At 56.8% G+C, this 25680-nt stretch carries 20 protein-coding genes; 8 read left to right on the top strand and 12 right to left on the bottom strand.

What is annotated here, in order from left to right; translation table 11 throughout:
• Window positions 1-83 precede the first annotated feature (83 nt).
• Genes ABLU50_RS18915 through ABLU50_RS18905 form a run of 3 tightly spaced genes read left to right on the top strand, consistent with a single transcriptional unit; the run spans window position 84 to window position 2642 of the window.
• Entirely contained in the window at window positions 84-854 is a 771-nt protein-coding gene (locus ABLU50_RS18915; RefSeq protein ID WP_060656825.1) for a ribonuclease Z, read from the top strand.
• Entirely contained in the window at window positions 851-1870 is a 1020-nt protein-coding gene (locus ABLU50_RS18910; RefSeq protein WP_087832228.1) for a LacI family DNA-binding transcriptional regulator, read from the top strand. The genes ABLU50_RS18915 and ABLU50_RS18910 overlap by 4 nt, the downstream gene beginning before the upstream one ends.
• Before the next feature lie 10 nt (window positions 1871-1880).
• Window positions 1881-2642 (top strand): inositol monophosphatase, encoded by a 762-nt coding sequence (locus tag ABLU50_RS18905; protein ID WP_057212491.1) that lies wholly within the window; start codon window positions 1881-1883, stop codon window positions 2640-2642.
• Window positions 2643-2680: 38 nt separating this feature from the next.
• On the opposite strand, the gene iraM is transcribed toward ABLU50_RS18905, so the two are convergent.
• Entirely contained in the window at window positions 2681-3034 is a 354-nt protein-coding gene (gene iraM / locus ABLU50_RS18900; RefSeq protein WP_004206315.1) for an anti-adapter protein IraM, read from the bottom strand.
• 550 nt (window positions 3035-3584) lie between these two features.
• Window positions 3585-6008 (bottom strand): outer membrane protein assembly factor BamA, encoded by a 2424-nt coding sequence (gene bamA / locus ABLU50_RS18895; RefSeq protein ID WP_087832227.1) that lies wholly within the window; start codon window positions 6006-6008, stop codon window positions 3585-3587.
• Between the two features lie 624 nt (window positions 6009-6632).
• On the opposite strand from bamA, the gene ABLU50_RS18890 reads away from it, so the two are divergent.
• Together ABLU50_RS18890 and ABLU50_RS18885 are read left to right on the top strand one after the other, a co-directional pair.
• Window positions 6633-8393, top strand: coding sequence for a tannase/feruloyl esterase family alpha/beta hydrolase (locus ABLU50_RS18890; protein ID WP_087832226.1), 1761 nt, complete (start codon window positions 6633-6635; stop codon window positions 8391-8393).
• A gap of 32 nt (window positions 8394-8425) precedes the next feature.
• Window positions 8426-8794: a helix-turn-helix transcriptional regulator gene (locus ABLU50_RS18885; RefSeq protein WP_087832225.1), complete on the top strand. Its 369-nt coding sequence runs from the start codon at window positions 8426-8428 to the stop codon at window positions 8792-8794.
• 264 nt (window positions 8795-9058) lie between these two features.
• Here the strand turns inward: ABLU50_RS18885 and ABLU50_RS18880 are convergent, their stop codons facing one another.
• Window positions 9059-11317, bottom strand: a complete 2259-nt coding sequence (locus ABLU50_RS18880) for a TonB-dependent siderophore receptor (protein ID WP_087832224.1) — start codon at window positions 11315-11317, stop codon at window positions 9059-9061.
• Between the two features lie 588 nt (window positions 11318-11905).
• On the opposite strand from ABLU50_RS18880, the gene ABLU50_RS18875 reads away from it, so the two are divergent.
• Window positions 11906-13486, top strand: a complete 1581-nt coding sequence (locus ABLU50_RS18875) for a lytic transglycosylase F (RefSeq protein WP_087832223.1) — start codon at window positions 11906-11908, stop codon at window positions 13484-13486.
• A gap of 121 nt (window positions 13487-13607) precedes the next feature.
• On the opposite strand, the gene ssb1 is transcribed toward ABLU50_RS18875, so the two are convergent.
• A complete protein-coding gene (gene ssb1 / locus ABLU50_RS18870) occupies window positions 13608-14132 on the bottom strand; it encodes a single-stranded DNA-binding protein SSB1 (RefSeq protein ID WP_004151744.1) in 525 nt (174 codons plus the stop codon).
• A gap of 251 nt (window positions 14133-14383) precedes the next feature.
• Here ssb1 and uvrA point away from each other — a divergent pair, with 251 nt between their 5' ends.
• Window positions 14384-17209 (top strand): excinuclease ABC subunit UvrA, encoded by a 2826-nt coding sequence (gene uvrA, locus ABLU50_RS18865; protein WP_004206306.1) that lies wholly within the window; start codon window positions 14384-14386, stop codon window positions 17207-17209.
• Here the strand turns inward: uvrA and ABLU50_RS18860 are convergent, their stop codons facing one another.
• From ABLU50_RS18860 to dnaB, 6 genes are all read right to left on the bottom strand, one after another.
• Window positions 17210-17566, bottom strand: a complete 357-nt coding sequence (locus tag ABLU50_RS18860; RefSeq protein ID WP_004206305.1) for an MmcQ/YjbR family DNA-binding protein — start codon at window positions 17564-17566, stop codon at window positions 17210-17212. It lies immediately after the preceding gene.
• Between the two features lie 3 nt (window positions 17567-17569).
• Window positions 17570-17986, bottom strand: coding sequence for a secondary thiamine-phosphate synthase enzyme YjbQ (locus ABLU50_RS18855; RefSeq protein ID WP_004206303.1), 417 nt, complete (start codon window positions 17984-17986; stop codon window positions 17570-17572).
• Between the two features lie 131 nt (window positions 17987-18117).
• On the bottom strand, window positions 18118-18831 hold the full coding sequence (gene aphA / locus ABLU50_RS18850) for an acid phosphatase AphA (RefSeq protein ID WP_004151745.1): 714 nt from the start codon (window positions 18829-18831) through the stop codon (window positions 18118-18120).
• A gap of 191 nt (window positions 18832-19022) precedes the next feature.
• Window positions 19023-20216 (bottom strand): aromatic amino acid transaminase, encoded by a 1194-nt coding sequence (gene tyrB / locus ABLU50_RS18845; protein ID WP_049093102.1) that lies wholly within the window; start codon window positions 20214-20216, stop codon window positions 19023-19025.
• 177 nt (window positions 20217-20393) lie between these two features.
• Window positions 20394-21473 carry an alanine racemase gene (alr, locus tag ABLU50_RS18840; protein ID WP_060656820.1) on the bottom strand — a complete coding sequence of 360 codons (1080 nt, stop codon included), beginning with the start codon at window positions 21471-21473 and terminating at the stop codon, window positions 20394-20396.
• A gap of 31 nt (window positions 21474-21504) precedes the next feature.
• Window positions 21505-22920, bottom strand: a complete 1416-nt coding sequence (gene dnaB, locus ABLU50_RS18835; RefSeq protein WP_002884942.1) for a replicative DNA helicase — start codon at window positions 22918-22920, stop codon at window positions 21505-21507.
• 169 nt (window positions 22921-23089) lie between these two features.
• On the opposite strand from dnaB, the gene ABLU50_RS18830 reads away from it, so the two are divergent.
• Entirely contained in the window at window positions 23090-24073 is a 984-nt protein-coding gene (locus ABLU50_RS18830; RefSeq protein ID WP_004177848.1) for a quinone oxidoreductase, read from the top strand.
• Window positions 24074-24254: 181 nt separating this feature from the next.
• Here the strand turns inward: ABLU50_RS18830 and pspG are convergent, their stop codons facing one another.
• Both pspG and dusA read right to left on the bottom strand, forming a co-directional pair.
• A complete protein-coding gene (pspG, locus tag ABLU50_RS18825) occupies window positions 24255-24497 on the bottom strand; it encodes an envelope stress response protein PspG (RefSeq protein ID WP_017900119.1) in 243 nt (80 codons plus the stop codon).
• Between the two features lie 140 nt (window positions 24498-24637).
• On the bottom strand, window positions 24638-25636 hold the full coding sequence (dusA, locus tag ABLU50_RS18820; protein ID WP_048322675.1) for a tRNA dihydrouridine(20/20a) synthase DusA: 999 nt from the start codon (window positions 25634-25636) through the stop codon (window positions 24638-24640).
• Between the last annotated feature and the right edge of the window lie 44 nt (window positions 25637-25680).

The following is a 25680-nucleotide window of genomic DNA, read 5'->3' as shown; positions in this document are numbered from 1 at the left end:
CGTTGACTCGACATGATGTGAGCCTACTTTGTCGGGTATTTATGACAATTTAATTAAGCGGCAAAAATTTTTGGCGAGGGTAAATGAAAATAGATGTGCTTGGCTGCGGGAGCGCCTTTTCCTGCACGCAAAATACTTCCGCGTTGCGGGTAATCGACGCGGACAACAAACAGTGGTTAATCGACTGCGGCCCCACCGTTCCCCGCGCGCTCTGGCAGCGCGGCGGCGGGGTCAACGATATCGACGCGATCTACTTCACCCACGTTCATCCGGACCACTGCACCGGTCTGACGGCGCTGCTGAATTACTGGAAAAGCAGCTCCCGCCAGAAGCCGTTGATTATCTACTGCCAGCCGGCGCAGCAGCCGGTGCTCAAGCAGCTGGCCGCGCTGGCGAACTGGCCGCAGGCGGAGCTTGGCTTCACCCTCGACTGGCAAGCGTGTCGCGACGCCTGGACGTGGCAGGACTGGCAGATCCGCACTGCCCCCACCCAGCATGAGCTGAGTAATCGCGCCATCCGTATCACCATTGCCGGGCAGACGCTGTTTTACAGCGGCGATGGCCGGCCGACCGCCGATTCGATGGCCCTGATGGCCGGCGCCGGGCTGGCGTTTCAGGAGTGTGCCTCGGTGGCGGCTCTGGACGATGACGCCTCTCATGGCGATTTCCCCTCTTGCCTGATGCTGTTCAGAACGCTGCAGCTCCCGGCGCTGGGGCTCTATCACTGCGAGGACGCTTCCCTGCCGGCGCTGAAGCAGGCCTGCCAGCCGTGGCCGGGTTTATTCGTTTCCCGGGATGGGCTCGCCTTAACGTTACCGCGTCCCACGTTTAACGACGAGGCGCATATCCTATGAGCCCTGCACCTCGTAAACCCAGCGTCACTGCCCAGGACGTTGCCCGGCGAGCGGGCGTCTCCCGGGCGGTGGTGTCCCGGGCGTTGAGCAGCAACGGCAGCATCTCTCCCGATGCCCGGGCGCGGGTGTTGCGCGCCGCCGAAGAGCTGGGGTATCAGGTTAATTTCCTCGCCCAGGGGCTGAACCGCCAGCGCAGCCACTTAATCGGCGTGATCGTCTCGCGCATCAGCGATCCTTTTCGCAGCGCCCTGCTTGATGCCCTGCTCAACGAGATCCAACGCCAGGGCTTTCAGGCGCTGGTGAGCGAGATCCATAGCGAGCAGGATCTGGCGCACACCCTGCGCCGTTTCGCTCAGTTTCGCGTCTCCGGAGTTATCGTTACCTCCGGCCAGCCGCCGGAAGCGCTGGTGAACGAGTGCGTTCACCAGCATATTCCGGTGGTGGGCATTAACCGTCAACCGACGATCCCCGGGGTGGATTATGTCTGCTCTGATAACGCCGCTGGCGCCGAGCTGGCCGCCGACCAGCTGTTGCGCAGCGGCTGTCGGCGCTTCGGCTGGCTCAATACTCACCCTTCCACCTGGGCCGGACGCATGCGCGGGGAAGCGTTCAGCCGGGCGCTACAGACGCGCGGAGTGAACATCGAACGCGACCTGGCGCACCTCGCCTGTCCGGAAGAGGGCTACGTCGGCGGTGAGCAGGCCGCGGCGCTCGCTGGCGAGTTGCCTGAGGGGATCTTTTGCGCCAATGCCCAGCTTGCCTGTGGCTTTCTCGATGGAATGCGCCAGCGCGGCAAACAGGCGCCTGAGGATTACCAGCTGATTGGTTTTGATAACACGCCGCCGACCGCGCAATATAGCTACCAGCTCACCACCCTACATCAGGATGTGGCGGCGATTTCCCGCCAGGCGCTTACCCGGCTGCAGGAGCGCGCCGCCGACCCTTTACAACCTTCACGCACCACCTGGGTGGAGGTGACGTTAATTCACCGGCGCACGTCGCCCTTTGTTATCTGAGAGCAGGACTATGACGGAAGCACAACGAGAGTCATTATGCGCCTTGATTCGCCAGGCTGGCGCCCACGCCCAGGCGCTGCGCGATGCGGGATTACAGGTCGATAAAAAATCGCGCCAGGACTTTGTGTCGCAGGCGGATCTCGCGGTAGAACAACAGATTAAAGGCTGGCTGCAGGCCCATTTTCCCCAGGAGGGTTTCCTCGGCGAGGAGAGCGGTTTTGCTGGCGATGAACAGACCGTCTGGGTGCTCGACCCTGTCGATGGCACCACCAACTTTATCCTCGGTATGGATTACTGGTGTATCTCGCTGGCGCGAGTATGCCAGGGCGAGCTGACGCTTGGCATTATCTACGCTCCCGATCGCGATGAGTTTTTCTTCGCCGGCCGCGGCGAAGGCGCGTATCTCAACGGCCAGCGTCTGACGCTACGCGAACCGGATCCGGATGCGGTGGTGGTGGGGATGGGACGTTCCAGCCGCGCCCCGGCCAGCGACTACGCCCGGGCCATCGCTACCCTGCTCGACGCCGGCCTGGAATATCGCCGCTTCGGCGCGGGCGCCCTGATGCTGGCGCATGTCGCCGCCGGCCAGCTCCATGCCTATTATGAAGCGCATATGAACAGCTGGGACGCGCTGGCAGGCATGCTGTTGATTGAGGAGGCGGGTGGAAAGTGCAATGCGTTTCTCGCCAATGAGGGTCTGCGGAGAGGCAACCTCGTGCTGGCGGGCTGCGCAAGCGTCCAGCCGCGGCTGGCGGCCCTGCTGGCGAAATAACGCCACGCCGCCGGCGGCTGGCCGGCGGCGTGGACTGACTACCGCCAGGGTTCGCTGCGGGGAATATTATTCGGACAGCGCTTAATTGCGCAAAAGGACTGGTAAAAACAGGAGTCAGACCGCTCGCCGCCGGCATGGTATGGGCAAGATGGCCGCTCACGTAATTTTTCCCATTGCGCCTCATCGTACACCGTAATATTGTAGATTTTTAATGAATGATACTGGTCATTAATTAAAACTCTCGAGGAATAGAGCTTCATCGACTCGCCGGGCAGCAGGATCACATCGGCCTCGTACCACATGATAAATTTTAAGAAACGCAGACTGGATATTGCCGAGAAGGCGATGCCGGATTGCGGGCAGATCAGAGTATTAAGAATAGTCCATTTCATATTCCTTCCTTATACAGATGCTACAAATTGTTACCGTATATAGTGATAGCATTCATTATTATAAACCGCAAGCGTCCCTGACAATTATGTGACTTAAGACAATTCCTAACAACGAAATCCATTATTAGTAACGTTTCATTTCCCTCTCGAAATTTATGATTAGGCTTGATAAAAAACAGCCAAATTAACCTTAAAAAAGAAAATATAATAAAAAATAAGATAATATAAACTTAATTGACAATACGTCTTAGTCCCTCTGGATGAGGCCTCAGTAATTGGTATTAGATGATGCAGCACTGAGCATTACCCGCGGTTGGCAAGAAAAGAGGACCGTAGCAGGCAGCTATTTATTGCGCGGTTGCCTCGTCGTACGTCACCAGGTCCGCGAGGCCCTCAGAGCGCGCTCGGGTAAATGTCGCGGGTGTCCCGCCAGATCGCTTTCCTTAGCGATAATATCGACATAGCGATTGAGCATATTCTGCTCAATCGCTATGTCGGAAGACAGACCACAGAATATTGCCACGCCGGTCTAACAAGCTCCGCTGAGGCCCTACCAGGTTTTGCCGATATTAAACTGAAACTGTTCTGCTTTATCACCATCGTACTTTTTAAACGGCTCTGCCCAGGAGAAGACCAGTGGACCAAGGGGAGACATCCACTGCACAGCAATCCCCGCGGAGAGACGAATATGACTCGGATCGCCGTAGTCAGGGATACCTGCCGCCAGCGTCTGCGCGGTGTTGTGCCAGGAGGTGCTCCAGACCGTCCCCGCGTCAACAAACAGTGAGGTTCGCAGACTATCGGCGTATTTGTCATTCACAAAGGGGGTTGGAATGATAAATTCGCTGTTCAGCACCGCCATGGCATTCCCGCCGACCGCATCAGACGAGGCGTCCAGCGGGCAGGCGCTATAGCTGCTTTCGCTACCATTGCAGCGGTAATAAGCCGCTTTAGGACCAATGGTGTTAGAAGAGAAGCCGCGCACCGACGACGAACCGCCAGCGTAAAAGTTATCGTAGAACGGCACACTTTTGCCTTCTAACCCGCCGGCATAGCCTGCGCGCAGGCGTTCCATCCAGACCCAGCGCTTGTTTTCGCTCAGCGGCAGATACTGGGCGGTGTCAAAAGAGAGTTTGTAGTAGCTATTATCCGAACCGGGGAGCGTCACTTTACCGCTCAGGCTGCTCTTGTTTCCCGCACGCGGGAAGAAGCCGCGATCGAGATCGTTGTAGCCCCATCCAAGACTCACAAAATAATCGTTGGCGCTATATTTTGCGCCACTGTCGCCATCTTTCGTCACCACGCTGGGCTCGATTCCCCGAGAGCTGAGGTAGCGCCAGGTCGTCAGCTCCGGATCCATATTGGTCAGGCGATTATGGACATAATCCAGCCCCAGGTTCAGGGAGTTATTTTCGCTAATGGGAAACCCTAGCGTACTGCCTAAGCCATAGCTCTGCTGGTTATAGCTCCCGGCATCCGCATCGGAAGCATCATAGCTGTTATAAAAAATCTTTCCGCCCAGGCTGATGCCATCAACGGTAAACCACGGGTTCGTCGCCCCCAGTTCAAGATAAGACTGATAGCTGTTGCGCGTCCCATTGAAGCTCACGCTATTGCCCGTACCCAGCCAGTTATCCTGCGTCACGCCAAGCTGATAGCTCACGCCGCTATCCGTACCAAATCCCAGGCCCACGTTGAATGAGCCGGTGTTGCGCTCCTTCACCTTGTAGACCACATCGACCTGATCCGCCGTTCCATTGACCGGAACGATCTGCTGTTCAACGTTCTCAAAAAAACCCGTTCGATCAAGACGTACTTTCCCTTGCTCGACTTTTTCGTTGTTGAGCCACGCCCCTTCCATTTGGCGCATTTCACGACGTAACACCGCGTCCCGGGAGGTGTCGTTACCGGAAAAGCGGATCTGGCGTACCGAGTAGCGGCGGCCGGCGTTGACCTGAATATGCAGCGTCACACGATGATGCGCGTCATCGATTTCCGGCGTGGTCGTCACCTGCGGCCAGGCATAACCATACTTACCAAAACGCTTTTTGATCTCATTTTCAACCGTGGTGACTTGCGCCCCGCTATACCATGCCCCCGCCAGCGGCTGGGCAAGGGCCTCGATCTCCGGTCCATGCTGCGCCAGGTCGCCTGTCACCTGAGTTCGGTCGACCCGATAACGTTCGCCTTCATTGAGGGTGATGGTGATATACAGGGATTTTTTATCTGGCGTCATACTGACCTGCGTGGACTGGATCGCAAAGCGCGCATAGCCGCGATCGAGATAAAAACTGCGCAGCGTTTCCAGATCGGCTTCCAGCTTCTGTTTCTGATATTTTTTATCCGCTACCACATTCCACCACGGCACATTATCGCGTAGCTGAAGCTGGTCCAGGAGCGTCTCTTCCCGAAACGCCTGATTACCGATAATGTTTATTTGTGCGATTTTCGCCGATACGCCTTCCTGAAAGACGAACGTTAAGTCAACGCGATTACGCGGTAACGGTGTCACCACAGCGTGAACCTGCGCGCTGTATTTCCCCGCGCTGTAATAGAAATCCTGCAACCCCTTTTCTATTTCGCTAAGCGAATTTCGATCCAGTGCGCTACCTGCTGAAATACCTGTCGCGGTGAGATTTTCCTTTAACGCATCATCCTTCACCGACTTATTTCCGGAAAAACTGATGCTGGCAATAGTGGGCCTCTCCTTAACCTGCACCACCAGCGTTTTCCCATCGCGCAGGATCTGCACATTCTCGAAATTGCCACTCGCATACAGCGCGCGCACTGCCTCGCTGACTTCCTCTGCCGTCACCGCTTCTCCCGCGTGCAACGGCATACTTAATAGCGCCGCCCCGACGGTCACGCGCTGCAGCCCTTCAAAACGGATATCATCAACTTGATATGAGGTTGCGGCGTACAACGTTAAAGGGGTAATCAATAATCCGCTGATGATATGAGTCTTTTTTAACATGAATGTGTCGTCTACGAGATAATGAGCAATAGCAGTTATCTGCTGGCGTTGAGCTTATTTGTTCAGGATGCGTATCTAAGATATGCGACAGAAATAACCTGAGCGAGGCGCAGAATTACATGCAATTATGGCGACAAAATGGAGAAAAAAAGGATGTTAAATCATCTTTAAAAATATATTTAATGATGGAACTTTTCCTGAACGCCGTGGTTCTAATGGCCAACACCAGAGCTATATTTAGGTTTACCTGAACGGTCTTTATTGAAAAAGCCCCCTTTCTTGCTAATGGAAAGGGGGAAGGATCTCGTTAGGAATGTTGTTCTCTGGAATCACCAGGAACAGGCACAATCATATTCTTAAAGCCAGCAGATATAATGAAGAGAAATTGAATAAATTATGCAATCGACATCACAACATTCTATCTTGTATTCACCGCCAGACGCCGATGGCGAACATCTTCATATTTTCCTCAAAATAGCAGAATACATTAGGGACGCCTTATCAAGGCATCAAGGAAAATCTATCGTTATCTACAATAGCCAAGCAGTGGCGCCTCGCCAGGGAAGGTGAGGCATAGGCTTCACCATCCTGCCGCCTCCCATCATCAATCACAGGGAATCGCGTATGACACGCTTACTTAAAACGATGTTACCTATCATTCTCTGCACCCTCGTTGGGTTATCGTTCGCTTCACCCACGCAGGCGGCCTCCAGTCTGCCGATTGTTCTCCCCGCGCTAACATGCGATGCGCTAAGCGCTACCGACTTCAGCGCCGCCGTTGGCGCAAAGGTCACTATCAACCACACTGAAATGCAGACCTCCGCGCAGGGAAGCTGGTGCAAGGTGAGCGCCACTATCGCCCCCCAGATTGGCGTGCAGATTGCCCTGCCGACCCAGCGCTGGAGTCAACGTTTCTTGCAGGTCGGCTGCGGCGGACTGTGCGGGAGTATTAACCTGAGTCTGTCGAATGCCAGCGGCTGCCTGCCGGCAATGAACGGCGAGTTTGTGGTGGCAGCAACCGATATGGGGCACCATGGCAGTATGATGGATGCGTCATGGGCCGAAGATCCGCAAAAGCGCATCGATTTTGCCTGGCGCGCCAACCACCTGACCGCAGTGCTGGCTAAAGCGGTGATGCAGACGCTTTACCGCCAGCCGCCAAAGTACGCGTACTTTATGGGCTGCTCAGACGGCGGTCGCGAAGCATTGATGGAAGCGCAGCGCTTTCCGCAGGATTTTGACGGTATCAGCGCTGGTGCGCCAGCGGCCTTTTTCCAGTTTCAGAACTCCTTCTTCCACGGCTGGAATGTGGCCGCCAATCAGCGTCCGGACGGTACCGCTATCTTGTTGAAAGATCGCTTACCTTTGATTCACCAGGCCATACTGGCTCACTGCCCGACGCTTTCCGGCGTGCAGGACGGCATCCTGCAAAACCCCTATGCCTGTCAGTTCTCTGAGACTTGGCTTCCCCGCTGTCCTGCCAACGCTCAGGACCGTTCCGCCTGCCTGACACAGGAAGAGATTGAGGTAGTGAAAAAGCTCTACCGCGGCGCTTACGACAGCCACGGCGCCCAGTTCGTCGCTGGCGGTCTTCCGCTGGGCTCCGAGCTACGCTGGCCGGTGCCGGAGACACCGACCGGCCACTCAATGTCGGAAATGATGGTGCTACCGGCTCTGCAATCCGTGCTCCTGCCGGGAGGAAAACAGAAGATCCAATCGATGCGGGATTTCCCACTTAATCAGCAGAATTTTGACGCCGTCGCTCAACTGGCACCGCTCTATAATGCGGCAAATACCAATCTTCATGCCTATCAGCAGCGCGGCGGCAAGCTTATTCTCTGGCACGGTCTGGCCGATGACTCCGTCAGCCCAGCCTTTTCTATCGCCTATTACCGCGGCGTAGAGGCAGAGATGGGCCATGCCGCAACGGATTCCTTCCTGCGGTTATTCCTGCTGCCTGGGGTAGCACATTGCGGTAATGGCGAAGGTTACGATCAAATTGATCTCCTTACCCCGCTGATGCGCTGGACCGAGGAAGACATCGCGCCGCAAGAGATTATGGCCGGCAAACGGGCGCCAGCCGCCGCCAGGCTGCCGCCGATGACAGAAAAACCAGATGCCCAAACGCAGTTTCACGGCGTGCAGAAAGTCAGTCAGCCTTACGCTGACGCCGCTCCAGCCGTTATCGCAACGCGTCCGGTGTATCCCTTCCCGGCCATTGCCCGTTATAACGGGCACGGCAACGTGAATGACGGCGAAAATTATCATGCAGAGCAATCAACCGCGTTTGGTCATCTGCAGGTGGCAAAACCCGCCAGCGATTATATTGGCCCTGATAACCAAAAAAATTATCAGGTTCGCCACGGCGAGCTCACCGTTCAATAAATCCAGGGCTCCTCATTGAGGAGCCCTCGTTTTTGGGATTGGCCTCAATCATGCGTAGCAAAACGCTCCAGCAATCGGTATTAAGCGACCTGCTCTTGTGGATCGATAATAATCTGGATAAGAAACTGACCGTCGACGATCTGAGCGATATCTCTGGTTATTCCCCCTGGCATTTGTTTCGGCTCTTCCGTCATTATTTTGATCGATCGCCGATGGAATATATCCGCCAGCAGCGCATGTCGCTCTGTCGCCGTTTATTGCTGACGACACCTGCTTACCGTATTGTCGATATTTGTATTATGGTTGGTTATGACGATCTCAGTGCGTTTAATCGTACCTTCAAAAAATATCATGCGCTCACACCCACTCAATATCGTCATCAGGTCACCCGGCAAAAATAAGGAAGGTCCCCCTCCTCCGCATCGCTGCGGTTGGGAATGGAAGGGGGACAGGGGGTATTGCAGAAGGGAAATAGCAGGATGCTATTATCGAGCCCGGTCGGGATCAACGACCTTGCGCGACGGAAATCAGTATAAAAGGATATTTTGAGCTAATAATGTAGAGGGCGTGAAGATTTTGTCACCATTTATAATTGTCTCCACCGCTCTCATCTGAAATAAAAAAACCGGGCCGCACTGCACCCGGTTTCATTCTCACCAGCACCATCAGAAGTGAGTATTTACGCTTACAAAGAAGGTCCGCCCCGATTCGTTATAGGTCTCGGCGCCCGCGCCATACAGATAAGCTCCCGTCGTCGTGTTGCCGGTCGTTTGCGCATTCCCTGCCCGGTAGTGACGGATATCAAACAGGTTATCTATCCCGCTGGTGAAGCTCAGGTTTTTGTTCACATCCCAGGTCGCACTGAGACCGACAATACTGTATGGGCTGACTTCGTTTAATTCGCTGCCGCTGACCGCCTCGCCCTTATAATTAAAGCGTTTTGGTTTCTGTCGGCCATACCAGGTAAAGGTGCTCTGCAGAGAGAGATCTTCACGGACCTGCCAGCTCAAAGTCGAGTTCAGGGTAAACTGCGGGATCACTGACAGTCGGTCGCCTGTCGTCTTATTCTTGCTCTGCAGCATCCATGTCAGGTTATTGCTCCAGTTAACCGTCTCCCCCATCGGAAGATTCAACGTTCCTTCCAGGCCTTCCACTAACGCCTTTGGTACGTTTTCCCACTGATAGATATTGGTGGTGCCGTTGCTGGCAGTGCCCACCGCCGCGTACCCTGACTCAATCTTGTTGTGATAGTCGTTACGGAACCAGGTGATTCCCGCCTGATAGCCCTCATGCTTATACTCAAGACCAATCTCTTTATTAACGCTGGTCTCCGCTTTCAGGTCGCTATTCCCCATCAGATAGCAGGCGGAACTACTGGCGTAACAGCCTTGACCGTTGCTGTAGAGAATATAGTTCGGGTTCAACTGGTAGAGGTTAGGCGCCTTGTAAGCGCGGGCAATGCCCAGCTTCAGCGTCCAGTCGTCCGTCAGCTCCTGGGACAGGTTCAGTGAGGGGCTCCAGTTATTGCCGACGATGCTGTGGTGGTCGAAGCGCAGAGCGGGTGTCAGCATGGTGCTGTCCGTTAGCGCTATATTATCTTCGGTAAACAGCGAGAAGATCTCGGCGCTGGAGTACGGGCTACGACCAGTAGCCGATACGCCATCGATAGTTCCGTAAGAGAGCGCCTGGGTTGTCGATACGCCATCTTTCATCCGCTGCTGATTCCATTCTGTCCCCAGCGTCAGATTCTGATCGACCCCCAGCGTAAACGGAATATTCACTTCGCTATGTAGCAGAACATCGGCCAGATCGATATCTGAAAACTCGCTACTGGAGAAGATCCCTTCCGTCCCCCCCGCCAGCCCTTCATTCATTCGCGAGTTGCGGGTGTGTTCGTACTGGGCATAGCTGTTGCTGGTCACGCCATTATCCCAGCCGCCGGTCCATGTCACGCCATAAGTTTGCCGGTAGAGACGGTTAGTCTCTTTCCCGTACATGCTCTTCACCAGCGTACTGGTATTGGTGTTTTGTGTGTCGCCGGCATAGAGGTTGCCCTGTCGGCTGTAGCCGGCCTCAAACTCCAGGGCCTGCATCGGGGCGAACTCCCAGCGCAGCTTACTGTGAATATCTTTGTTCACCACCCCTTCACGTCCGGCAGGATAAGAGCCCGCGTAGGAGCCCGTACGCTCGGCTTCATGCCCGGCGTTAATGTCCTGAGCATCGGCCTGGGTTTTACTCAGATTACCCCAGAGATTGAAGCTAACACTGTCTGACAGCGGACCATTGAGGCTAAAGTTGGTACGTTTCGTCGACCCTTCTTTACGATGCTGCGGAGCATTCATATAGGTATTCCACGACCCATGCCATTCAGGCGTGGTCGGTTTGGTCACGATGTTGACGACCCCGCCCATCGCGCCATTACCATAGCGCGCCGCCGCCGGGCCGCGGATCACATCGATATGATCGATCATCTCTGCCGGCACCCAGTTGGTATCGCCACGGGAATCACGATCGCCGCGCCAGCCATACCGCACCGAGTTACGGCTGGTGACCGGTTTTCCATCGACCAGCACCAGAGTGTTCTCTGGCCCCATCCCACGGATATCAATTTGTCGGTTGTTGCCTCGCTGACCGCTGGTGGAGTTACCGGTCAGATTGACCCCGGGTTGCGTACGAATTAACTCCGACACATCGCGGGCGGGGGGATGTTTGCGAATCTCGTCCGCAGTAATGGTCGACACGCCCGGCGCCTGCAGGTTCTGCCTGGCGGCAGTCACCACCATCGTTTCCTCGTGATTTTCAGCAGTGGGGGTGCTCTCGTCAGACGTCGATGGTTCGATAACGCTCTCTGTCGCCTGCAGCGGCACGCTACAGGCAAACAGAGGAATGGCGATCCCCAGCGGGAAGAGAGACGTGTATTTCATAGAGTATGCCCTGTTTTCTGTTGCTGTCGGGCATAACGCCTTCCCCAATTGAAAAAACAATGGGATAAAATACTTGCCTCAGCGCCTCGCCAGATTTTGGCGCAGATCAGCGCCTTCCCGGCATTAATGGGAATAAGAAGACAGCGTGAGGCATAATAAAATTAAGTGCCCTGTTTCATCATTAGAGAAAAAGCGCTGCGCGCTATTCTTTGATAGCGTAATCCAGACAGCGTGTCATTAGAGTAATGTGCCGTGTTACGGTAATAAAAATGAGATTCATTATCAAGATGATAATAATCAATATCAGAGAAAAATAAAATAACATTTACCAATCAGCTGGTTACCAAAAAACAAACGGAAGAGAATAAAGTAAAAATAAAATCATCACTTTCTATTCATCATTAAAAAAACATATTTTTATCATATTATCTCCATAGTTAAATTAAAGACAAAAGCACATTAATAGTAAGTAATACTATTTGCGAAAGACTCTTTGTCGGTATCGTTACACCTTTTCCCCCATGTCCTACCCAGCTAACGGCGGCCGTTCTGCTAAAATAAACACATCCCCCTGCGGAGTGCTCCTCCATGAACGCCAATTCGCTATCACGCCTGTTTATCGCCTGGCTTACCTGCCTCGCGACGCTGTTATTCGCCCCTTTTCTGCCGGCGGCGGAGGCGGAAATCGCGCCGCCGGTGGCAACCGAAGACAATACGCTGTCGATCCATATCGACGACATGCTGCAGCCGTGGAAAGGCGATCTGCCTGGCATGCTCGATCGGCGCACCATCCGGGTATTAACCACCTACAGCAAGACCTTCTTTTTTATTGATAAAGGCACCCAGCGCGGGGCAACGCACGACATCTTTATCGCGCTGGAAAACGATCTGAATAAACAGCTGGCGAAAGATAAAAAGCTAAAACAGCGCCACCTGAAGCTGCATATCGTTTTTGTGCCGGTCAGTCGGGATAATCTCTTTACCGCGCTTAATGAAGGTAAAGGGGATATCGCCGCCGCCAACCTGACTATCACGCCCTCGCGGGAAGCCCAGGTCGATTTCGCCCAACCGCTCTACAGCAACGTGAAAGAATTACTGATCTCCGGCCCGGCATCGCCGAAGGTCGACAGTCTGGAGCAGCTCTCCGGTCAAACGGTCTTTGTTCGCCGCTCCTCCAGCTATTACGAAAGTCTGCAAGCGCTGAACGCCCGATTTGCCAGCGAGTCACGACCGCCGGTTACCCTGGAAGCGGCGCCGGAAGCGCTGGAGGATGAAGATCTGCTGGAAATGCTCAACGCCGGGCTGGTGCCGTTGATCGTCGTCGATCAGCATAAAGCGGTTTTCTGGAAACAGGTATTTCCGAAAATCCAGGTCCATGACAACGTGGTGCTGCGCGACGGCGGCCACATTGCGTGGGCGGTACGCCAGGACAGCCCGCAGCTGCTGGCGCTGCTGAACAACTTCGTGAAAAAGAATCGTCAGGGCACCACGCTGGGTAATACCCTGCTGCTGCGTTACCTGAAAAATGCCCAATATGTTAAAAATGCCGCAGCGAGTAAGGAACGGCGCAAGTTTCTCGCCATGGTGGACGTCTTCCGTAAATATGGCGATCGCTATGATGTCGACTGGCTGCTGATGGCGGCCCAGGGATACCAGGAGTCGCGGCTGAACCAGTCGGTTCGAAGCCACGTTGGCGCCGTCGGAGTGATGCAGGTGATGCCCCGCACCGGAAAAGAGCTGAAGGTGGGCGATATTAAACAGCTGGATCCCAATATTCATGCTGGCGTGAAATATATGCGCTGGATGATAGATCGTTACTATGCTGATGAGCCCATGACCCGGCTGGATAAAGCGCTATTTGCCTTTGCCTCCTACAACGCCGGCCCGGCGCGTATCGCCCGCCTGCGCACCATGACCAAACAGCGCGGGTTTGATCCAAACGTCTGGTTCGGTAACGTCGAAAATCTGGCGGCAGAAAAAATCGGCGCGGAAACGGTGACCTACGTCAGCAATATCTATAAGTATTACATCGCCTATCGGCTGATCGTCGATGACATGGCCCGCAAACAGAAAGCGACGGCGGCGCCGCGGCAGGAGCCGGTGGCGCCGCCAGCCAAACCGCAGCCCAGCGTGGCGATGCCCGCGACCGCTCAGGTGCCCGCGGCCTGAAGCGCTTGCGGCCAGCGGTCAAAACCACTTCTGAGGCGGTGGTGAAATAATCATAAAAAAAGCCCCGGCGAAACCGGGGCTTTCTGTGTTAACTACGCGGATATCGCGTTTAAGGCAGGCCTTAGAACGGGATATCGTCGTCGAAGTCCATCGGCGGTTCGTTGGAAGGCGCTGCCGGAGCCTGCTGCTGCGGACGGGACTGCGCGCCGCCGCTGAACTGGTTGCCGCCCTGCGGCTGCTGAGGCTGACCCCAACCGCCCTGCTGCTGTCCGCCGCCTGCAGGTGCGCCGCCGCCCTGACGGCCGCCCAGCATCTGCATGGTGCCCCCAACGTTTACCACCACTTCAGTGGTGTATTTGTCCTGACCGGATTGATCGGTCCACTTGCGGGTACGCAGTTGGCCTTCAATGTACACCTGAGAGCCTTTACGCAGATACTCACCAGCGACTTCAGCCAGTTTGCCGAACAGCACAACGCGGTGCCATTCAGTCTGCTCTTTCATTTCGCCGGTCTGCTTGTCACGCCAGGATTCGGAAGTTGCCAGCGTGAAGTTGGCGACTGCGCCGCCACTTGGCATGTAGCGTACTTCCGGGTCCTGCCCCAGATTACCGACGAGAATCACCTTGTTTACGCCTCTGCTGGCCATGTTCGTGTCTCCTGAATACGTTTCTTAATAGTGTAAACGCGCGAGTGTACCATTTCCACGTAGCATTTTAATAGCTGCGAGGCTGATTCCAGAGATAGTACCCGGCTACGACATTGTTGCACACTCGACCTGAATTTGCATTCCGATACTGTATATTCATTCAGGTTAAATTGTGTCATAATTAGCCGTTTCTGCCGTTTGTCCTTCAAGCAAACCAGGCAATCCGTGTATCTACCTACCGGGAAAGGTGAATGGATAAGATCGAAGTTCGGGGCGCCCGCACCCATAATCTCAAAAACATCAACCTCGTTATCCCGCGCGACAAACTCATTGTCGTCACCGGGCTTTCCGGGTCTGGCAAATCTTCACTCGCTTTCGACACCCTGTATGCCGAAGGCCAGCGTCGCTACGTCGAATCGCTCTCCGCCTATGCGCGACAGTTTCTGTCGCTGATGGAGAAGCCGGACGTCGACCATATCGAAGGGCTGTCGCCGGCGATTTCCATCGAACAGAAATCAACCTCTCACAACCCCCGCTCGACGGTGGGTACGATTACCGAAATTCACGACTACCTGCGTCTGCTGTACGCCCGCGTCGGCGAACCGCGCTGTCCGGACCACGACGTGCCGCTGGCGGCGCAGACCGTCAGCCAGATGGTCGATAATGTGCTCTCTCAGCCGGAAGGTCAGCGCCTGATGCTGCTCGCGCCCATCATTAAAGAGCGTAAAGGCGAGCACACCAAAACGCTGGAAAACCTCGCCAGCCAGGGCTATATCCGCGCACGGATCGACGGCGAAGTCTGCGATCTCTCGGATCCGCCGAAGCTGGAGCTGCAGAAGAAACACACCATCGAGGTGGTCATCGACCGCTTCAAGGTGCGCGACGATCTGGCGCAACGTCTGGCCGAGTCGTTTGAAACCGCGCTGGAGCTCTCCGGCGGGACCGCCATCGTGGCCAATATGGATGATGAGAAAGCGGAAGAGCTGCTGTTTTCCGCCAACTTCGCCTGCCCGATCTGCGGCTACAGCATGCGCGAGCTGGAGCCGCGCCTGTTCTCCTTCAACAACCCGGCGGGCGCCTGCCCGACCTGCGACGGTCTCGGCGTGCAGCAATATTTCGACCCCGATCGCGTGGTGCAAAATCCGGAGCTGTCGCTGGCGGGCGGCGCCATCCGCGGCTGGGATCGGCGTAACTTCTACTACTTCCAGATGCTGAAGTCGCTGGCGGAGCACTATAAGTTTGACGTTGAAGCGCCGTGGGGCACCCTCAGCGCCAGCGTGCAGAAAGTGGTCCTGTACGGTTCCGGTAAAGAGAATATTGAATTCAAATACATGAACGACCGCGGCGACACCTCGGTGCGCCGCCATCCGTTCGAAGGCGTGCTGCATAACATGGAGCGCCGCTACAAAGAGACGGAATCCAGCGCGGTGCGCGAAGAGCTGGCGAAGTTCATCAGCAATCGCCCGTGCGCCAGCTGCGACGGTACGCGTCTGCGCCGTGAGGCGCGCCACGTATTTGTGGAAAACACCCCGCTGCCGACCATTTCCGATATGAGCATCGGCCACGCGATGGACTTCTTTAACAATCTGAAGCTCTCCGGCCAGCGGGCGAAAATCGCCGAAAAAGTGCTGAAAGAGATTGGCGATCGCCTGAAGTTCCTCGTCAACGTCGGCCTCAACTACCTGACGCTCTCCCGCTCGGCGGAAACGCTCTCCGGCGGCGAGGCCCAGCGTATCCGTCTGGCGAGCCAGATTGGCGCCGGACTGGTTGGCGTGATGTACGTCCTGGATGAGCCCTCCATCGGCCTGCACCAGCGCGATAACGAGCGCCTGCTCGGGACCCTGATCCACCTGCGTAATTTAGGCAACACGGTGATCGTCGTTGAGCATGATGAAGACGCCATTCGCGCCGCCGACCATGTGATCGATATCGGCCCCGGGGCCGGGGTCCACGGCGGCCAGGTGGTGGCGGAAGGGCCGCTGGAGGCCATTATGGCGGTACCGGAATCCCTGACCGGCCAGTTCATGAGCGGTAAGCGCAAAATTGAAGTGCCGAAGCAGCGCGTGCCCGCCGATCCGGAGAAAGTCCTCAAGCTAACCGGCGCGCGCGGCAACAACCTGAAAGACGTGACGCTGACCCTGCCGGTGGGCCTGTTTACCTGCATCACCGGCGTCTCCGGCTCGGGTAAATCCACGCTGATCAACGACACCCTGTTCCCCATTGCCCAGCGTCAGCTTAACGGCGCGACCATCGCCGAACCGGCGCCGTATCGCGATATTCAGGGGCTGGAGCACTTCGACAAAGTCATCGATATCGACCAGAGCCCGATCGGCCGCACGCCGCGCTCCAACCCCGCGACCTATACCGGGGTGTTTACGCCGGTGCGCGAGCTGTTCGCCGGGGTGCCGGAATCACGTTCCCGCGGCTATACGCCGGGCCGTTTCAGTTTTAACGTCCGCGGCGGTCGCTGCGAAGCCTGCCAGGGCGACGGGGTGATCAAGGTCGAAATGCACTTCCTGCCGGATATCTACGTACCGTGCGACCAGTGCAAAGGTAAGCGCTATAACCGCGAAACGCTGGAGATTAAGTACAAAGGCAAAACCATCCACGAAGTGCTGGATATGACTATCGAAGAAGCGCGCGAGTTCTTTGATGCCGTACCGGCGCTGGCGCGTAAACTGCAAACCCTGATGGACGTGGGTCTGACCTATATCCGTCTCGGCCAGTCGGCGACGACCCTGTCCGGCGGCGAGGCGCAGCGCGTCAAGCTGGCGCGCGAGCTGTCCAAGCGCGGTACCGGCCAGACGCTGTATATCCTCGATGAGCCGACCACCGGTCTGCACTTCGCCGATATCCAGCAGCTGCTGGAAGTGCTGCACCAGCTGCGCGATCAGGGCAATACCATCGTGGTGATTGAGCACAACCTCGACGTGATAAAAACGGCCGACTGGATTGTCGATCTCGGCCCGGAAGGCGGCAGCGGCGGCGGCGAAATTCTGGTTTCCGGTACCCCGGAAACCGTCGCCGAGTGCGAAGCCTCGCACACCGCGCGCTTCCTGAAGCCGATGCTAAAATAATTAGCGAGAAAGCTGCTGCCGGACCGGCTCCGGCAGCATTTTCACCGCCTGCTGATAAGACGCATCGACCAGGTAGTAGATTTGCGAATCCGGCAGCGAGCCATCCAGAAAGACGGTGCTCCAGTGCGCTTTATTGAGATGCTGGCTGGGCCGGACGTCGCGATGCTGCTGCCGTAGCAGCTCCGCCAGCTCCGGGCTCGCCTTCAGCGCAACCGCCGGCCGCTGGTCTTCGACCTCCTTCACCATGGCAAACAGCACGTCCGAGACCTTAATCTGCGTGGCTTTCCAGTCGCTGTGGACGCTCTGCTCTGCTCCCGGCTTCGCCATGCAGTACTGCAATAACTCCGAAATTGTCATCTTTTATTCCCCCATGAGCGTCGCAACGATGTGCCGCGAACCGCCGTGTATCCGATGCTCCCCCAGCCAGATGCCCTGCCAGGTCCCCAGCCTGACGCGTCCGTCCTCGACCGGCAGCATCAGCGACACGCCAAGCATCGATGATTTGATGTGCGACGGCATATCGTCAGGGCCTTCATAATCATGTTCGTACGGCGCATTGTCCGGCACGGCGTTGAGAAAATACTGCTCCATGTCATACCGGACGGTGGGATCGCAGTTTTCGTTGAGCGTCAGGGAAGCGGAAGTATGCTGGAGCAGGAGGTGTAGCAGGCCGACCTTCACCCCGGACAGCCCGCGGATCTGGCCGAGGATTTCGTCGGTGACCAGATGAAAACCACGGGATTTAGGCCCAAGCGTCAGGGTTTGCTGATACCACATCATCGACTCCTTTTTGCGAATGAATCCCTCTAAGTGTGCAGCAATACGTGAAAAGGTAAAACCTTCCACCCCGGATTTTGCATAAAAAAACGGCAGCGTCACCGCTGCCGTTTATCGCGTTCTGGCGCCTGTCAGTATTCGGAATTGACGATCACTTCTTCGCCCAGCGCGCCGGCCATCGGCAGCGGCTTATAGGAGGAGTTGGCGGCACGCAGCACGCGGATCCCGCGGGCGCCCGCCTCGCGGGCGGCGGTAATATCGTTATCCGAGTCGCCATAGAAAACCTTTATCTGCTTCGCCTGCAGCCACTGGGTCTTGGTATTCTGACCCGGCTTATCGCCAGCGAAAATCACTGGGTTCATATTGGCGGCGGGGATAAGAAAATCATCCTGCAGGGTTTTAGAAACGGTTTCTGTTTTGGTCTGGCTGCGGCCGGTGACGAACCAGATGCTGTCGCCACGCTTCACATGCATGGCAATCAGCTGGCGCGCCACCTCTTTTGGCATGCTGAATTCGTCCCAGCCGTTGTTCATTTTTTCCCAGAACTGCGGGTTTTTCAGGTAATCCTCACTGCCGGGAGAGAAGGTTTTTTGCCCGCGCCAGAAACCAGGACTGGAGAAGAGAACGGTGTCATCGATATCAAAGCCGACGGCCATCGGCGGACGCCCCAGCAGGCTGTTCTCAATTTGCGCCACCGAAACCCAGTGGATCGGCGCCTGCTCGGCCAACTGGGCCACGTTGGTGCCGACCCACAGCGGCTGTGGCGTGGAGGCGCGCGCTACTACGGCGCTGTTCAGCGTGAACAGGAGAGAAGCCGCCGCAAGGGCGAGAGTAAGTTTGCGCATATTTATCCCTAAATCTATCAATCATTATTGTTTTCAATAATGTGCATGCTTAGTAACGCCCCGACCTTACCCGCAGGCGACAGGGATGAAAAGCCTTTTTCGCGTAGATGTCATAGAAAAAGAGGATGATCACAATCAGAGGGGGTTGCCCCTGCCCGTTGACCGGCAGAGACAACCTGCTGGAGAGCGGCTTACATTACCGCGGCAAAGGCTTTCGCGACCTGCTGAACATTACGTGAGTTTAATCCCGCCACGCACATGCGTCCGCTGGCAATCAGGTAGACGCCAAATTCGTCGCGCAGGCGATCCACCTGCGCCGCACTGAAGCCGGTGTAGCTGAACATCCCGCGCTGCTTGAGCAGGTAATCCACATTGCTGCCCGGGGCAACCTGCTGCAGCGCGTCGACTAGCGCCTGACGCATAGTCAGGATATGCGCGCGCATGGCGTCCACTTCCGCCTGCCAGGTGGCTTTCAGCCCGGCATCGTTCAGCACCGTCGCCACCACCTGCGCGCCAAAGCTCGGCGGGCTGGAGTAGTTGCGGCGCACGGTGGCCTTCAGTTGGCCCAGCACGCGGCCTGCGGTTTCACTGTCTTCACAGACCACCGACAGGCCGCCGACGCGCTCCCCGTACAGGGAGAAAATTTTGGAGAACGAGTTGCTGACCAGCATCGGCATCCCGGCGCTGGCGATGGCGCGAATGGCGTAGGCATCCTCTTCCAGCCCTGCGCCAAAGCCCTGGTAGGCGATGTCGAGGAACGGGATCAGCTGACGCGCTTTCAGGATCTCCACCACACGATCCCACTGTTCCGGCGTCAGGTCGGCGCCGGTCGGGTTGTGGCAGCAGGGGTGCAGCAGCACAATGTCGCGCGCCGGCAGCGTTTGCAGCGTCGCCAGCAGCGCTTCAAAGCGCACGCCGTTGGTGGCTTTATCAAACCAGGGGTAAGTACTTACTTCGAAGCCAGCCCCTTCAAATATGGCAATGTGATTTTCCCAGGTCGGGTCGCTGACCCAGACATGGGACTCAGGAAAGTAGCGTTTGAGGAAGTCGGCCCCGACCTTCAGCGCGCCCGAACCGCCGACCGTCTGAATGGAGGCGATGCGGTTTTGCTTAAGCGCGCTATGCTCCGCGCCAAACAGCAGCGGCGCAATTGCCTGGCGGTAGCCGCTCAGCCCTTCCATCGGTAGATACAGCGAGGCGCCGTGCGGCTCGGCGTTCAGGCGCGCTTCCGCTTCCGCCACCGCCTGCAGCTGCGGAATAATGCCGTCATCGTTGTAATACAGCCCGATACTCAGGTTGACTTTGTCGCTTCGCGGGTCTTCTTTGAAGCGTTCCATCAGAGAAAGAATAGGGTCGCCGGCGTAGGCGTCAACTTTTTGAAACACGAGATGTATCTCCAGGTTTACATGGGGCAGGTTCTTACACAATAAACCGGATATGACGGCAGGTCGAGAGGATGTTGAGGGGAAAGTGACCGCGCAGCGGTATAAACCGCTTTTTTGTCCGCGGCTATACCGATAGCGTACCGGATAAGCGTCTGAGCTATCCGGTACGAACAAGGCTTAGTCGAGGTATTTCATGGCGACGCGGGAGGTCAGTCGCGTAATAAGTTCGTAAGCACTCACTTTCGTTATCTCGGCGATGCGCTCTACCGGGAGTCCCTCTCCCCACAGCACCACCGCGTCGCCGGCTTTATCCTGAGCCTGCGGGCCGAGGTCAACGCAGATCATATCCATCGCCACCCGGCCGACAATCGGCACCTCGCGGCCATTAACCAGCACCGGGGTGCCCGACGGCGCGGCGCGCGGATAACCGTCGCCATAGCCCATCGCGACCACGCCGAGACGCGTGTCGCGTTCGCTGACCCAGGTGCCGCCGTAGCCGACGGGCTCCCCTGCTTTATGCTCGCGCACGGCAATCAGGCTGGACGTCAGGGTCATCACCGGCTGACAGCCAAAATCTTTCCCGGTGGAGCGATCGTCCAGCGGCGACACGCCATACAGGATAATGCCCGGACGCACCCAGTCAAAATGCGACTGCGGCCACAGCAGGATACCGCCCGAGGCGGCAATAGAGCGCAATCCCGGCTTGCCTTCGGTAAAGGTGGTGAAGATATCCAGCTGGCGTTCGGTGGCGCCGCAGGTCGGCTCATCGGCGCGGGCGAAGTGGCTCACCACGTTAACCGGCTGGCGGACGTTTTTGCACTGGCTCAGACGCTGATAAAACGCCTCGGCTTCCTCCGGACGTACCCCTAAGCGATGCATGCCGGTATCCAGCTTCATCCACACGGTCACCGGCTCGGGGAGATCCGCTTGCTCCAGGGCCGCCAGCTGTTCGGGGCTATGCACCGCGGTATGCAGACGCTGAGCGGCGATCACCGCCAGGTCTTCCGCCGCAAAAAAGCCTTCCAGCAGGAGGATCGGCTGCGCGATCCCCCCCGCTCGCAGGCGCAGCGCCTCTTCCAGGCGGGCGACGCCAAAAGCGTCGGCGTCGGTCAGCGTTCGCGCGGTCTCAAGAAGACCGTGTCCGTAGGCGTTCGCTTTCACCACCGCAACCAGTTTGCTGGCAGGCGCCAGTTCACGCAGACGTTGCAGGTTGTGTCGCAGAGCGCGGCGGTTGATAACTACAGTTGCCGCTTGCATTTGAATTCCTTAATAAAAGAAGGAGGAAGGGTTACTCATCATCATACTGAGGACCGGCATAATTATCGAAACGCGACCACTGACCGTTGAAGGTCAGTCGCACGGTGCCGATCGGGCCGTTACGTTGTTTACCAATGATAATTTCCGCGATGCCCTTAAGATCGCTGTTCTCGTGATAGACCTCATCACGGTAAATGAACATGATTAAGTCGGCATCCTGTTCGATAGAGCCGGACTCACGCAGGTCGGAGTTGACCGGACGTTTATCGGCACGTTGTTCCAGTGAGCGGTTCAGCTGCGACAGCGCCACCACCGGCACCTGTAGCTCTTTGGCCAGCGCCTTCAGCGAGCGGGAGATTTCGGCGATCTCCAGGGTACGGTTGTCAGAGAGCGACGGCACGCGCATCAGCTGCAGGTAGTCGATCATAATCAGCCCGATGCCGCCATGCTCGCGGGCGATACGCCGCGCGCGGGAACGCACTTCCGTCGGCGTCAGGCCGGAGGAGTCATCGATATAGATGTTACGTTTTTCCAGCAGAATGCCCATGGTGCCGGAGATCCGCGCCCAGTCTTCATCGTCCAGCTGACCGGTACGAATGCGGGTCTGATCGACGCGCGACAGCGAGGCCAGAGAACGCATCATGATCTGCTCGGAGGGCATCTCGAGACTGAAGATGAGTACCGGTTTGTCCTGCAGCATCGCTGCGTTTTCCACGAGGTTCATCGCGAAGGTCGTTTTACCCATCGACGGACGGGCGGCGACGATAATCAGATCCGACGGCTGCAGGCCGGCGGTCTTTTTGTTGAGGTCGTCGTAGCCGGTGTTGACCCCGGTAACGCCGTCATGCGGCTGCTGGAACAGCTGTTCGATACGGGCGACGGTGGCGTCGAGGACATCGGCGATGTTTTTCGGCCCTTCGTCTTTATTGGCCCGGCTTTCAGCGATTTTAAAGACGCGGGACTCGGCGAGATCGAGCAGATCTTCGCTGGTTCGCCCCTGCGGGTCGAAGCCGGCCTCGGCGATCTCATTGGCCACCGAGATCATCTCGCGCACGACCGCGCGTTCGCGCACGATGTCGGCATAGGCGCTGATGTTCGCCGCGCTGGGGGTATTTTTGGACAGTTCCGCCAGATAGGCAAAGCCGCCCACGCTGTCCAGCTGTCCCTGACGCTCCAGCGACTCCGCAAGGGTGATCAGGTCAATCGGGCTGCCCGACTCCTGCAGGCGCGCCATCTCGGTAAAGATATGACGATGCGGACGGGTATAAAAGTCGTCGGCAACGACGCGTTCGGCAACGTCGTCCCAGCGCTCGTTATCCAGCATTAAACCGCCCAACACCGACTGCTCCGCTTCAATCGAGTGCGGCGGGACTTTCAGCCCGGCGAGCTGCGGATCGCGTTCGCGGGTTTCTGTCTGTGGTTTGTTGAAGGGTTTATTTCCTGCCATAGCCTAACATTTCACCGATACGGAAAAGAGCGTGACAGTATAGCGAGAAAGCCATTGCCGCTAAAGAACCCATTAAGCATGGCTGGCCTGAGGCGGGTAAGAAAATCCGTCGCTGCCGCCGCAGGCTGTTAAGCTTACTGGATAATCTCAGAACAACACAGGAGCGAACATGGCAACACGCATCGAATTTTCAAAACACGGGGGGCCGGAGGTGCTTCAGGCGGTTGAGTTTACCCCTCGCGATCCTGCGGAGCATGAAATTCAGGTCGAAAACAAAGCTATCGGCATCAATTATATCGACACCTATGTTCGCAGCGGCCTCTATCCGCCGCCGTCGCTGCCGAGCGGTCTGGGCACCGAGGCGGCCGGCATCGTCAGTAAAGTCGGCCATGGGGTGACGCACATTAAGGCAGGCGATCGGGTGGTGTACGCCCAGTCGGCGCTCGGCGCCTACAGCACGGTGCACAATGTGCTGGCCGATAAAGCGGCGGTCCTGCCGGACGCCATCTCTTTCGAACAGGCCGCCGCGTCGTTCCTCAAAGGATTAACGGTCTGGTATCTGTTGCGTAAAACTTACGAAATTAAGCCTGATGAGATGTTCCTGTTTCATGCCGCCGCCGGCGGCGTGGGGCTGATTGCCTGTCAGTGGGCGAAAGCGCTGGGGGCGAAACTTATCGGCACCGTCGGCAGCGCGCAGAAGGCGCAGCGCGCCAAAGCGGCGGGCGCCTGGCAGGTGATTAACTATCGCGAAGAACCTATCGCGGAGCGGCTCAAAGCGCTCACCGACGGTAAGAAAGTCGCCGTAGTCTATGACTCGGTAGGGAAAGATACCTGGGAAGCCTCTCTGGACTGTCTGCAGCGCCGCGGCCTGATGGTCAGCTTTGGCAACTCCTCCGGCCCGGTGACCGGCGTTAATCTAGGGATCCTGAATCAGAAAGGTTCTCTGTACGTCACCCGCCCATCGCTGCAGGGCTATATCACCAACCGGGAAGAGCTGGCTGAAGCCTGCAGTGAGCTGTTTTCGCTGATCGCCAGTGGAGTAATCAAAGTGGACGTGCCGGAGAGTCAGACCTATCCGCTGACCGAAGCGCGAAGGGCGCATGAAGTTCTGGAGAGCCGGGTGACACAGGGGTCGAGTCTGCTGCTGCCGTAAGCGGACAAAAGGACAAAAGTTTAGGGCTTCCACCTGGGAAGCCCTTACTTTTTTTTAGTTCGGCTGTATGTAGGGTACAGCGCGATGAATTCGTTAACGCGCTAATAGTGACAGATTTGCGTAGCGATGCCTACGCGGTTCTGTGCAAAATTGTTCAGGTTGTGACACACCCCTCAATACCTTAGTAACGCCAACGGTTATTGTCGCGAAAAGCGTTTCCCTCCGGGGTTTTCAGCGCCCGAATAACCCACACCACCACCACCGCCAACAGCAGCCACGGCAGCAATTTGATCATTAAAGCAAACAAACCGCCGACGAACATCAGCGCCGTAGCCACCACGATGGCGGCGATAATCCCCAACAGCGATACGCCGGTGACCAGCAGCATGACAAAAAATCCGATGACAAATAACAGTTCCAGCATGGCTCTCTCCCCACAGTCATTAATATGTCGCTCTGCAGGTATTACAAAAAACATGCCAACAATAACAAACTGAATTTAAAAGAAAACGCCCCGCAATAGTGTGCGAGGCGTGGTCAATTTCACCAGGTTTTGGTGAGAAACTAACGCTTATCGGCCACCAGCTTCAGGGCCTGCTCCAGCACCGCAATGTCGGCGCCGGCTTTATGCGCATTTTCGCTCAGGTAGCGACGCCACTGGCGGGCGCCTGGGATACCCTGAAACAGTCCCAGCATATGACGGGTGATATGGCCCAGATAGGTGCCCTTGCTGAGCTCGCGCTCAATATACGGGTACATGGCCCGCACGACGGCCACCGGATCGGCATCCGCGCCGGCGACGCCGAAAATCTCCCGGTCGACCGAAGCCAGAATACCCGGATTCTGATAGGCCTCACGCCCGACCATCACCCCATCCATATGCTCAAGCTGCATTCTGGCTTCATCCAGCGATTTGATACCGCCGTTAATCGCCATCGTCAGGTGGGGGAAGTCACGCTTCAGCTGCCAGACGCGGGGGTAATCCAGCGGCGGGATCTCGCGGTTCTCTTTCGGGCTCAGACCGGAGAGCCAGGCTTTGCGGGCGTGAATAATAAACATCTCACATTCGCCCTTGCCGGAGACCGTCTCAATGAAATCACAGAGGAATTCATAGCTATCCTGGTCGTCGATGCCGATACGGGTCTTCACCGTGACCGGGATCGACACCACATCGCGCATCGCTTTGATACAGTCGGCCACCAGCGGCGCGTTACCCATCAGGCAGGCGCCAAACATCCCGTTCTGCACGCGATCGGAGGGGCAGCCGACGTTGAGATTGATCTCGTCATAGCCGCGCGCCTCGGCCAGCTTCGCGCACTGCGCCAGGGCCTGCGGGTCGCTGCCGCCGAGCTGCAGTGCGACCGGGTGCTCTTCTTCGCTATACGCCAGGTAGTCGCCTTTGCCATGAATAATCGCCCCGGTGGTCACCATTTCGGTATACAGCAGCGTATGCCGCGACAGCAGCCGCAGGAAATAGCGGCAATGTCGGTCAGTCCAGTCGAGCATCGGCGCGATGGAGAAGCGATGAGCAGGGAAAACAGGTGACGTTGATTCAGGCATCATGGCGAATAAATAAGCATCCGGGTAAAAAGGGGCGCTACTATAGC

This window comes from Klebsiella sp. GG_Kp173 (assembly GCF_040062415.1).
In the GTDB taxonomy this organism is placed as follows: Bacteria; Pseudomonadota; Gammaproteobacteria; order Enterobacterales; family Enterobacteriaceae; genus Klebsiella; species Klebsiella quasipneumoniae.
Note: the sequence above shows the minus strand (reverse complement) of the source record. Positions and strands in the feature narration are given on the sequence as shown.

What these genes read in the sequence shown, in the direction of transcription:
- ABLU50_RS18910 (WP_087832228.1), top strand. Translation starts at nt 851, where the DNA reads ATGAGCCCTGCACCTCGTAAACCCAGCGTCACTGCCCAGGACGTTGCC.
- aphA (WP_004151745.1), bottom strand. Translation starts at nt 18,831, where the DNA reads ATGCGCAAACTTACTCTCGCCCTTGCGGCGGCTTCTCTCCTGTTCACG.
- ABLU50_RS18830 (WP_004177848.1), top strand. Translation starts at nt 23,090, where the DNA reads ATGGCAACACGCATCGAATTTTCAAAACACGGGGGGCCGGAGGTGCTT.
- ABLU50_RS18915 (WP_060656825.1), top strand. Translation starts at nt 84, where the DNA reads ATGAAAATAGATGTGCTTGGCTGCGGGAGCGCCTTTTCCTGCACGCAA.
- ABLU50_RS18855 (WP_004206303.1), bottom strand. Translation starts at nt 17,986, where the DNA reads ATGTGGTATCAGCAAACCCTGACGCTTGGGCCTAAATCCCGTGGTTTT.
- ABLU50_RS18880 (WP_087832224.1), bottom strand. Translation starts at nt 11,317, where the DNA reads ATGAAATACACGTCTCTCTTCCCGCTGGGGATCGCCATTCCTCTGTTT.
- uvrA (WP_004206306.1), top strand. Translation starts at nt 14,384, where the DNA reads ATGGATAAGATCGAAGTTCGGGGCGCCCGCACCCATAATCTCAAAAAC.
- alr (WP_060656820.1), bottom strand. Translation starts at nt 21,473, where the DNA reads ATGCAAGCGGCAACTGTAGTTATCAACCGCCGCGCTCTGCGACACAAC.
- ABLU50_RS18860 (WP_004206305.1), bottom strand. Translation starts at nt 17,566, where the DNA reads ATGACAATTTCGGAGTTATTGCAGTACTGCATGGCGAAGCCGGGAGCA.
- ssb1 (WP_004151744.1), bottom strand. Translation starts at nt 14,132, where the DNA reads ATGGCCAGCAGAGGCGTAAACAAGGTGATTCTCGTCGGTAATCTGGGG.
- bamA (WP_087832227.1), bottom strand. Translation starts at nt 6,008, where the DNA reads ATGTTAAAAAAGACTCATATCATCAGCGGATTATTGATTACCCCTTTA.
- dnaB (WP_002884942.1), bottom strand. Translation starts at nt 22,920, where the DNA reads ATGGCAGGAAATAAACCCTTCAACAAACCACAGACAGAAACCCGCGAA.
- pspG (WP_017900119.1), bottom strand. Translation starts at nt 24,497, where the DNA reads ATGCTGGAACTGTTATTTGTCATCGGATTTTTTGTCATGCTGCTGGTC.
- ABLU50_RS18890 (WP_087832226.1), top strand. Translation starts at nt 6,633, where the DNA reads ATGACACGCTTACTTAAAACGATGTTACCTATCATTCTCTGCACCCTC.
- dusA (WP_048322675.1), bottom strand. Translation starts at nt 25,636, where the DNA reads ATGATGCCTGAATCAACGTCACCTGTTTTCCCTGCTCATCGCTTCTCC.
- iraM (WP_004206315.1), bottom strand. Translation starts at nt 3,034, where the DNA reads ATGAAATGGACTATTCTTAATACTCTGATCTGCCCGCAATCCGGCATC.
- ABLU50_RS18905 (WP_057212491.1), top strand. Translation starts at nt 1,881, where the DNA reads ATGACGGAAGCACAACGAGAGTCATTATGCGCCTTGATTCGCCAGGCT.
- ABLU50_RS18875 (WP_087832223.1), top strand. Translation starts at nt 11,906, where the DNA reads ATGAACGCCAATTCGCTATCACGCCTGTTTATCGCCTGGCTTACCTGC.